Origin of the sequence: Dermacoccus sp. UBA1591 (assembly GCF_002322065.1) — a bacterium.
GTDB lineage: Bacteria > Actinomycetota > Actinomycetes > Actinomycetales > Dermatophilaceae > Dermacoccus > Dermacoccus nishinomiyaensis.
This window is the reverse complement of record NZ_DCNR01000060.1, coordinates 1-9,507: the sequence shown is the minus strand read 5'-3', so window position 1 is coordinate 9,507 and position 9,507 is coordinate 1. Positions and strand designations below refer to the sequence as shown.

Annotated in this window: 9 protein-coding genes; 1 reads left to right on the top strand and 8 read right to left on the bottom strand. The window is 68.0% G+C overall.

What is annotated here, in order from left to right:
- The 7 genes from B2284_RS06835 to B2284_RS06805 all read right to left on the bottom strand — a co-directional run.
- A partial coding sequence (locus B2284_RS06835; protein WP_286697319.1) for a barstar family protein occupies window positions 1–338 on the bottom strand: 338 nt, incomplete at its 3' end.
- On the bottom strand, window positions 335–889 hold the full coding sequence (locus tag B2284_RS06830) for a guanyl-specific ribonuclease (RefSeq protein WP_286697318.1): 555 nt from the start codon (window positions 887–889) through the stop codon (window positions 335–337). The genes B2284_RS06835 and B2284_RS06830, both read right to left, overlap by 4 nt.
- 121 nt (window positions 890–1,010) lie before the next feature.
- Window positions 1,011–2,609 carry an acyl-CoA mutase large subunit family protein gene (locus tag B2284_RS06825; RefSeq protein ID WP_286697317.1) on the bottom strand — a complete coding sequence of 533 codons (1,599 nt, stop codon included), beginning with the start codon at window positions 2,607–2,609 and terminating at the stop codon, window positions 1,011–1,013.
- A 100-nt stretch (window positions 2,610–2,709) separates the two neighbouring features.
- Complete coding sequence (locus B2284_RS06820) at window positions 2,710–3,822, bottom strand: quinone-dependent dihydroorotate dehydrogenase (RefSeq protein ID WP_131941364.1); 1,113 nt, start codon at window positions 3,820–3,822, stop codon at window positions 2,710–2,712.
- A gap of 28 nt (window positions 3,823–3,850) precedes the next feature.
- A complete protein-coding gene (locus tag B2284_RS06815) occupies window positions 3,851–4,885 on the bottom strand; it encodes a hypothetical protein (RefSeq protein ID WP_286697316.1) in 1,035 nt (344 codons plus the stop codon).
- A protein-coding gene (locus tag B2284_RS06810) for an IS3 family transposase (RefSeq protein WP_131940674.1) occupies window positions 4,882–6,068 on the bottom strand; the annotation gives its coding sequence in 2 pieces (ribosomal slippage) (window positions 4,882–5,781 and window positions 5,784–6,068; 1,185 coding nt in all). Before B2284_RS06810 ends, B2284_RS06815 begins: the two co-directional genes overlap by 4 nt.
- Before the next feature lie 469 nt (window positions 6,069–6,537).
- A complete protein-coding gene (locus B2284_RS06805) occupies window positions 6,538–7,644 on the bottom strand; it encodes a mannose-1-phosphate guanylyltransferase (RefSeq protein ID WP_074046556.1) in 1,107 nt (368 codons plus the stop codon).
- Window positions 7,645–7,785: 141 nt separating this feature from the next.
- Here B2284_RS06805 and B2284_RS06800 point away from each other — a divergent pair, with 141 nt between their 5' ends.
- Window positions 7,786–8,928 (top strand): glycosyltransferase family 4 protein, encoded by a 1,143-nt coding sequence (locus B2284_RS06800; protein ID WP_074046563.1) that lies wholly within the window; start codon window positions 7,786–7,788, stop codon window positions 8,926–8,928.
- Window positions 8,929–8,965: 37 nt separating this feature from the next.
- Here B2284_RS06800 and B2284_RS06795 read toward each other — a convergent pair whose 3' ends face one another.
- Window positions 8,966–9,340, bottom strand: coding sequence for a CatB-related O-acetyltransferase (locus B2284_RS06795; protein WP_286697315.1), 375 nt, complete (start codon window positions 9,338–9,340; stop codon window positions 8,966–8,968).
- Window positions 9,341–9,507: the final 167 nt, after the last annotated feature.

Here is a 9,507-nt window from a genome sequence, read left to right as displayed (position 1 = left end):
TCGACGATGTCGACGAGCGGGTCGCTCAGGCCCGCGGGTAGCGCGCCGAGGCCTTTGAGCCGCAGGACCATGCCGTCCTCGCGCGCGACGACGTCGCCGAGGCATTCCTCGAGGGCGTCCCAGTTGCCGCCGAAGTAAGCGGGCAGCTCGAGCTGGCGCGCGAGAGTGCGCATGAGGTCGGGCTTGTCCGCCACCCCGGCGAGGCGCACCTCGACGAAGCACCACCCCGCGTCCTTGCACAGCGAGCGCAACTCGTCGGACGTCGGGCCTGTCAGCCCCCGCGGCACCCAGCCGCCCTGGCCCGCCTCGATCAGCCCACGCACCGTCGCAGCCGTCATCTCTGCACCCTCCGGAAGCTCTTGTAGTGGTCGCCCGAGTAATAGATGGTGCCGTCCTTGCCTTGGATCAACCTGCGAGCGCCGCGGTCGGATTCTCCCGGCGTCTCGACGGTGTACTCGTGGTACCAGCCGCGCGGATGCTTGGGCAGGCGGCCCTCACGGTTGGCGAAGACGATGCCGTCACGCGAGTACGGGAACGGCCCCCCTGCGTCGATGAGCTTCAGCGTCGCCCGCGCCTGCGCGGGCAGCTGCGCGACGGGCACCACGCCGGCGGCGTCGACGTCACCCGATGTGGGGGCACTCGACGATGCCCGGCCCGCCCCACCCGACTTCGCACCGCCCGACTTCTCACCGGACGACGACGGGCCGTCCGAGTAGGTCGCGGGCGAGAACTTCGACGACGGAGAGCTGCTCGCGCCGCCTCCTCCCCCGCGCCCGGTCAGGACAGCGAGTAGCGCGATGACGGCGAGGGCGGCGAGCGCGATCGTCGCGAACTTCTGCCCGATCCCCATGCCGGCCAGGGGTGACTTGCGGGAGCTCAGGGCCACCACGTCCTTCTCGTTCGGGGGCCCGAGCCCGGGCCGGAGGTATCGACGATTTCTCGAGCGTGCTCATTGTCGCCCGGCCGCGCACTGCCGCCCCTCGTTCACCTCGGCCGGCCCGAGCGATGCCTCAGAACGCGTCGCGCGGCGTGTACTTGCCCCACACCGCGCGCAGGGCGTCGCTCACCTCGCCGCCGGTGGCGCCGACGGCGTGGGCCTCACGCATGGGCCACAGGACGTTGTCGGCGCCGGAGGCCGCGGTCTGCAGCTTCTCCAGCGCGGCGTCGACGGCACCCTGATCGCGGTTCGCCCGCAGCGTGGCGAGACGCTCGCACTGCTCGGCCTCGATCGCCGGGTCGACGCGCAGCGGCTCGTACGGCTCCTCCTCGTCGAGGGTGTACTTGTTGACGCCGACGACGACCCGCTCCCCCGAGTCGATCTGCAGCGCGACGTCGTAGGCGCTCTTCTCGATCTCGTTCTTCTGGAAGCCCTCTTCGATGGCGCGCACCGCCCCGCCCTTGTCCTCGACGGCCTGGATGAGCGTCATCGCCTCCTCTTCGAGGTCGTCCGTCATCGACTCGACGACGTAGGAACCCGCGAACGGGTCGACGGTCTTCGTCACGTCCGTCTCGAACGCGAGGATCTGCTGGGTGCGCAGCGCGAGGCGGGCGGCCTTGGCCGTCGGCAGCGCGATGGCCTCGTCGTAGCTGTTCGTGTGCAGGCTCTGCGTGCCACCGAGGACGGCGCCGAGGCCCTGAAGCGCGACGCGCACGAGGTTGACCTCGGGCTGCTGGGCCGTCAGCTGTACGCCGGCGGTCTGGGTGTGGAAGCGCAGCATCTGCGACTTCGGGTTCTTCGCGCCGAACTCGTCCCGCATGATGCGCGCCCACAGACGGCGAGCGGCACGGAACTTCGCCACCTCCTCGAGCAGCGTCGTGCGCGCGACGAAGAAGAACGACAGTCGCGGCGCGAAGTCGTCGACGTCGAGGCCCGCGGCGAGCGCCGCCCGCACGTACTCCTTGGCGTTGGCGAGGGTGAACGCGATCTCCTGCGCGGGCGTCGCGCCTGCCTCGGCCATGTGGTACCCGGAGATCGAGATCGTGTTCCAGCGCGGGATCTCGGTGTGGCAGTACTCGAAGATGTTCGAGATGAGCCGCAGCGACTCGGCGGGCGGGTAGATGTACGTGCCGCGCGCGATGTACTCCTTGAGCACGTCGTTCTGGATCGTGCCCGTGAGCTTCGTACCCGGGATGCCCTGCCGCTCGGCAGCGAGCTGATACATGAGCAGCAGGCTCGAGGCGGGCGCGTTGATCGTCATCGACGTCGAGACCTCGTCGAGCGGCAGCCCGTCGAACAGGACGAGCATGTCGTCGAGCGAGTCGATGGCGACGCCCACCTTGCCGACCTCGCCGTGCGCGAGCGGTGCGTCCGAGTCGTAGCCCATCTGCGTCGGCAGGTCGAACGCGACGGACAACCCGCCCGTGCCGTTGGCGACGAGCTCGTGGTAGCGCTGGTTGCTCTCACGCGCCGTGCCGAACCCGGCGTACTGGCGCATCGTCCACGGGCGCCCCGTGTACATCGACGGGTACACGCCGCGCGTGAAGGGGTAGGAGCCCGGCTCGCCCAGGCGAGTCGTGGGGTCGAACCCGGCGAGATCGTTGGCCGAGTACACCGGTTTGAGGCCGAGACCCGATTCGGTCGTCTGCTTGCGATCGTCTACGCCACTCATGAGGGCACTGTAACGCGCGTCACGTCCGCCCGTGGGGGTGGGGCGTCCCCGCCGCGGTCTATGGCCCATGCGGCGTGCCCGTCGACGCGGGCCGCCCCGCTCAGCGCCGGCGGATCCGCAGTGCTTCGTTGAGGTCGCGCACGAGGGCGGGCCCGCGGTAGATGAACCCGGAGTACACCTGCACCAGGTCGGCTCCGGCGTCGACGAGCGCGAGCCCGTCGTCGGCGTTCATGACGCCCCCGACCCCGATGATCGGTAGTTGGGTGCGTGCGGCGAGGAACCCGACGACGGCGCGGGCCCGGCGGGTCAGGGGCGCGCCGGACAGGCCGCCGGCCTCGTGTGCGAGGCGCTGCTCGGAGGGGGCCACGCCGTCGCGCGTCAGGGTCGTGTTCGTCGCGATGAGGCCGGCGACTCCAGCGCCGTGTGCGACGTCGAGCACGTCCTCGAGGGCGTCCTCGGTGAGATCGGGGGCGATCTTGACGAACACCGGCGTCGCGCGTGTGCCGCGCTGCGCGGCGAGGTGCGCCTCGCGTGTCGTGATCGCCTGCAGCAGTTCGAGCAGCGGCGCCTTGTCCTGCAGCGAGCGCAGTCCGGGGGTGTTGGGGCTCGAGACGTTGACGGCGAAGTAGTCGGCGAGGCCCGACAGGCGTCCGAGCGACGTGAGGTAGTCGCCCACGGCGTCTTCGACGGGTGTGGTCTTCGTCTTGCCGAGGCTCACACCGATGGGAATCTTGACGGTCCCCGTGGCGCGTGCGGCGCGCAGGGTGGCGGCGAGCGCTTCGGAGCCGGCGTTGTTGAAGCCCATCCGGTTGATGATGCCCTCGCTCGCCTTGAGGCGGAACAGGCGCGGTGTCGGGTTGCCGGGCTGCGCGTGCGCCGTCACGGTGCCGACCTCGACATGGCCGAAGCCGAGTGCCTGCCAGGACGTGACGGCGACGCCGTCCTTGTCGACGCCCGCGGCGAGGCCGACACGGCCGGGGAAGTCGATGCCGGCCAGGGTGACGGGGTCCGACGGCGCACCGAGCGCGGCGCCGAGGGCGTCGACGGCCAGGCCGTTGCCCGGCAGCGCACCGAGTTGCGCCATCGCCTTGATCGTCGCGTGGTGCGCTGCTTCGGCGTCTCCCCCGCCGATGCGGAAGAGAGCGGGCCTCAGCGCCTTCTCGTACCCGTGGGTGAGCGCGGCGCGGCGGAGGGCGTCGAGATCGAGGTTCATGCCGTCATTGTCGCCGATGGAACCAGCCTCACCGCATCAACCACGCGCAGCGGATAGGCGCCTCCCACTTCTGCGGATGCCTTGTCGGGTTGAACTCTACCGGCGTGACGACGAGGGGCGTAGCACGACACTGTGTCTGTGCTCGCTCAACGGTGTTTGCCCATGTCGGACCCTCGGCGTTCTGCGGATCCCCGCGAAAATCAAGGATCATGCCAACGAGGAACGCGCACGCCACGAGGATGGGCAGCGTCTTTTGACCTCGACCCCACAGCAGCCTCCCCACTCCGACCGCCACCATGGCGAGAAGAATTGACGGCACCAGTGAATACCGTGACGGTTGACCCGCCGCGAACCAGTTTGAGACGGTGAGATCTTGAGGTGACGCGAAGACGATCGAACAAGCCAAAAGATACCAGGCTGTGGCAAGCATCAGAAGGAGCCGACGGTCGCGGCACTTCAGCAGGATGGCAATAGGCAGAAGCACGCCAAGCGCCACGACCGGCCAGGGGGCCAGCTTGTTTGCCACCATCGTACCGGTGACGCCGAACTGCGGGATCTCAAGCCCTCTCACCACGAACTGACCCAAGAGTTCTCCTGGCAGATGGAGCCAAGCAGATACACCAGCTTGTCGCGCCCCCGAGTCAAGCATTGCCGCGTGAATGAGGGCACCTGTGATCGCCGTCAGAGGCGCCAGCCAACCCCGCCCCCGATTCAGCCACACGCCCATGGCCAGAACCGGGATCAACGCAATGGCCAGCGGATCCGACAGCGCGCACAGCAGCCCTGTCACACTCGCCAATGCTGCGCGCAATCCGGTCAGACGTGAGAGCGCGATGACCACGAGGCCCGCGTCACAGAACCACCGCTCGTTGGTCAGGTTGCCGAGCACTTCGTGCTGCCCTGCCGGTACAAGGACGAACATCGAGGCGGCGACAGCGCTGCTCTTCGGTGACCAGTCCAGTGATCTGAACGCCCAGTAGCTGACCGTGGCGAGCCAGATGCGCCACCCCGCGGCCAAAACACCAATCGGGACTGCTGCACGGATAGGTGACATGTTGGTCATGCGGCCTGGGTGGCCGCTGTGGTCATGATGGTCTCGTACTCGATGGGGGTCAACTTGCCGAGGCGGGCTTGGCGTCGTCGGCGGTGGTAAGTCCGTTCGGTCCAGGTGACGATGGCCAGCCTCAGCTGGTCGCGGGTGTCCCAGGTTCGGCGGTCCAGGACGTTCTTCTGCAGGAGTGCGAACCAGCTCTCCATGGCGGCGTTGTCCGCGCTCGAGCCGACTTGTCCCATGGATCCGAGCAGGTCGTGCCGGGACAGGGCGCGCAGGTACTTGCGGGACCGGAACTGGGACCCGCGGTCGCTGTGGACGATGCAGCCGGCCACGTCGACGCCCGCTCGGGCGCGGGTGTCCACGGCGTGTTCCAACGCCTGCACGGCCAGGCGGGCCTTCATCCGCGAGCTGATGGAGTACCCGAGGAGCCGGTTGGACCACACGTCCTTGACGGCGCACATGAACACCTTGCCCTCACGGGTGCGGTGCTCCGTGATGTCGGTCAGCCACAGCTGGTTCGGGCCGGTCGCGGTGAAGTCACGCTGGACGCGGTCATCGTGCGCCGGCGGGCCGGGCCGGCCCTTCTTCGCGCGCTTCTTCCCGAACACGCTCCACCACGCGTTGCTCGAACAGATCGCCCACGCGGTGCGGTCGCACATCTCCTGCCCGGCGTCGCGGGCCTCGTCAGCTAGGAGGCGGTACCCGAACTCCGGGTCGTCACGGTGTGCATCGAACAACGCGTTCGCGCGGTGCGCTTCCACCCAGTCGGCGTCGGTCACGGGGTTGGCCAGCCACCGGTAGTACGGCGCCCTGGCAAGTTTCAGGACCCGGCACGTCACCGTCACAGGCACCCTGATCGGGGCATCCTGGGCGGCCAGCTCACGGACGAGCGGGTACATCATTTTCCCGGCAGGTTCGCCTGCGAGAGGTACGCCGCAGCGCGGCGTAGCACCTCGTTCTCTTGCTCGAGCAACCGGATCCGACGGCGAGCCTCACGCAACTCACCAGAGTCGCTCACCGCGGCGGCGGGTTTGTTCCCGTCCTGCCGGTCAGCGATGGCGATCCAGTTCGTCAGGCAGGACTCCGAGATCCCGAAGTCCTTCGCGATCTCCTTCAACGTCGTCCCGGCCTCACGAGAGCGAGCGACCTCGATCACGTTCTGGCGGAACTCCTTGGGGTACGGCTTGGGCATGGTGCACATCCTCTCCTGCGGCACCGAACGGCACCACAGAGTCGATGTCACCTATCCGTGCAGCAGTCCCATCACCGGAGCGAACGCCTCAGGTGGCAACGAAGCCGCAAAAGCCGTGGTCAGCCGCGGTACGACGTGAAGGTAGCCCGTGTACAGCTCGAATACAGAACCCCATCCATGCTCCACCCAGTCATGCAGGAATATGACTCCGTCTTCCTTGTGGACATGGGACAGGGTCCATCCCGAGATCCGAGGGAGGCACAAGAAGACGAACGATGCACTCACGAGCACAGTTGCGGCCCGAGCTCCGATCGTGAATTCGCGTCCCAACAACGCGTCAGCCCTTGCCCTCCAAGTCATGACTGCTACACGCATTCCCATTCGATAACCCCCGCTAGGTATCTGCCAGCTTCGATGAGGTGTGGTGACCACATGACTGGCCCAGCTCAGTGCTCCAGCTTGGTCAACCTCAGGTGAGGTCTTCGCGGCCACTCAGCTTGAGTTGTTCGACGATCTTCTTGACGTCCTGGGCACGCTCACGCGTCGTGACGAGCACCGCGTCGACGGTGTCGACGACGACGACGTCCTCGATACCCATGGCGACGACGGTGCGCCCCGAGCGCGGCGCGACGACGCCCGTCGCGTCCTGCATGACGACGAGTTCGCTCTCCCCGAGCACCTTGACGCCCGGCGCGTCGGCCGATTCGACGAGCAGCGACGCGAGCGAGGCGAAGTCACCGACGTCGTCCCAGGTGAACGAGCCGGGCACCGTCGCGACCCGCCCGTCGACCGCCGCCGGTTCGGCGATGGCGTTGTCGATGGCGATCTTCGTCAGGCGCGGCCACAGCTCCGAGAGGCGGAACGGGTTGTCAGCGATGATGCGCAGGTACTCGGCCAGGCGCGGCTGGTAGTGCTCGATCATCTCCATGAGCGTCGCGGCGCGCACGACGAACATGCCGGCGTTCCAAGCGTATTCGCCGGTCGCGACGTAGGCCTGCGCCGTCGGGCCGTCGGGCTTCTCGACGAAGGCCTTGACGATCGTCGCGTCCGGCGCACCGTCGATGCCGAGGTTGTTGCCGGCGCGGATGTAGCCGAAGCCGGTTGATGGGTACGTCGGGCGGATGGCGACGGTGACCAGGTAGCCCTCGCGCGCGACTTCGACGGCCTGACGCACGGTGTCCTCGAACACCGACGTGTCGCCGACGACCTGGTCGGCTGCGAACGAGCCGAGGACTGCGTCGGGATCCCGCTTCTCGAGGATCGCGGCGGCGAGGCCGATGGCGGGCATCGACTCGCGCGGGCTGGGTTCGACGAGCAGGTCGTTCGGGCCGAGCTCGGGCAGCTGCTCACGCACGGCCTCGGCGTGCGAGGCGCCCGTGACGATGAGGAGGTTGGAGCCGCACAGCGGCTGCAGCCGGTCGACCGTCCCCTGCAGCAGCGAGCGCCCCGACCCGGTGAGATCGTGCAGGAACTTCGGCGAGTTCGCGCGCGACAGCGGCCACAACCGTGTTCCCGATCCACCCGCGGGAATCACACCCCAGAAGCCCTCGATCGGGCTCGACTGCACGTCTGACATGACCCTTACCGTAGTTCACCCGGGCGGGCGTGGCGGGTCGAGGCGTGCATTCGCGTGGGGCCACGCGCTGTTCACCTGACGCTCAGCGTGGCGCCATCGCGCGGGTGCGCACGCGTCACCGTCGCGGGGTGTGCTGAGCACGTGCGAATTGCGATCGTCACCGAATCGTTCCTGCCGACGCTCAACGGCGTCACCACGAGCGTGTGCCGGGTGCTCGACTGTCTCGCGGCTGCCGGAGGGCACGACGTTCTCGTCATCTGCCCCTCCCCCGCCCCGACACATTACCTCGGCTTTCGTGTGACGACGGTGCCGACCGTCACTCTTCGCGCGTTCCGTGTCGGGCTGCCGACCCGGAGACTCGAACAGATCCTGCGCGATTTCGCTCCGGACGTCGTTCATGCCGCCTCACCCTTCGGCCTCGGCGCGCGAGGGTTGGCTGCGGCGCGCAACCTCGGTATCCCCACGGTTGCCATCTACCAGACCGACATGCCCAGTTACGTCGCACAGCACGGTGGGCCCGTCGGCCCCCTTGCACATCGCGCGTCGTGGACCTGGGTGCGTCACCTGCATTCCCTCGCCGACCTGACGCTCGCTCCGAGCAGCGCGGCGATCACCGAGCTCGCCGCGCACGGCGTGCCGCGTGTTGCGCTGTGGGGGCGCGGCGTCGACACGGCCACCTACTCGCCCGAGCTGCGCCGCTCGCCGCAGGTCGCGCAGCTGCGCTCACGCCTCGCGCCGAACGGCGAGGTGATCGTCGGGTACGTCGGGCGTCTCGCGCCGGAGAAGGAATTGCACCGCCTCGCCGAGATCGCCGACCTGCCGGGCATCAGCATCGCGCTGGTCGGTGAGGGCCCTTCTCGGGATGAGATCGCCGCACTGCTGCCGCGCGCGCACTTCCTCGGCCGTCAGGAGGGCGCGACACTCGCCCACAGCTACGCGAGCTTCGACATCTTCTGCCACACGGGCACGAAGGAGACCTTCGGACAGACGCTGCAAGAGGCGATGGCGTCGCGGTTGCCCGTCGTCGCGCCCGCAGCCGGGGGCCCGCTCGACATCGTCAAGCCGGGCGTCACCGGTCTGCTGTTCAACCCGGACGCGTCCGGCTCGCTGCGGCAGAGCATCGGGACGCTCGTGAGCGACGAGGCGATGCGCGAGCGCATGGGCGCCTCGGGCGCGCGCAAGATGGCCGGCCGCTCCTGGAACGGCATGACGCAGCGTCTGCTCGACTACTACGCGAGCGTCATCGCCGGGTCCCGGGCCCGCTCGGTCTCCCGCGCGGCGTAACAGCCGAGCCAGACAGCCGTCTTGCAGAAGAAGGACCCTACGAGCCCGAATCGACACCTTCGATACGGGCCGATATGTCAGCATTCTGCAGGAAAGGTGCTGCGGCGAACACCTCCGCCTCATCCCACTCCCACCAAGCGATGTCGCGTAGACGCGCTAACGTCCGATCGTCGAAGCGCTTACGTACCACCCGCGCTCGCGAACCAGCCACGATGGTATAGGGCTCGATGTCCCTCGTCACGACGGATCGAGCACCAACGACCGCACCGTGGCCGATGGTCACACCCGACATGATCAACGCCTCGAAACCCACCCAGACATCACTGCCGACCTCGACGTTCCCACGGCTCAACGGATGGCCATGGATTCCTGAGAATCTCGCGTCAAGGGTGTTGAACGGGTATGTGATCACCCAGTCCGGGCGGTGACCACCACCTACCCAATAGACAGAACCTTCTCCCAGCGAACATTAGTCGCCGATCGTGAGCGTGTGCTGCTCCGCGTCATGGAAAACCCGAATCTTGCCGTAGGCATGGGTGAAGCGTCCCGGGTGTGATGCCGCTTCCTTTCGAGTTCGAG

Coding starts and splice junctions, on each gene's coding strand:
- B2284_RS06815 (WP_286697316.1), bottom strand. CDS start 4,885: ATGACCAACATGTCACCTATCCGTGCAGCAGTCCCGATTGGTGTTTTG.
- B2284_RS06805 (WP_074046556.1), bottom strand. CDS start 7,644: ATGTCAGACGTGCAGTCGAGCCCGATCGAGGGCTTCTGGGGTGTGATT.
- B2284_RS06825 (WP_286697317.1), bottom strand. CDS start 2,609: ATGAGTGGCGTAGACGATCGCAAGCAGACGACCGAATCGGGTCTCGGC.
- B2284_RS06820 (WP_131941364.1), bottom strand. CDS start 3,822: ATGAACCTCGATCTCGACGCCCTCCGCCGCGCCGCGCTCACCCACGGG.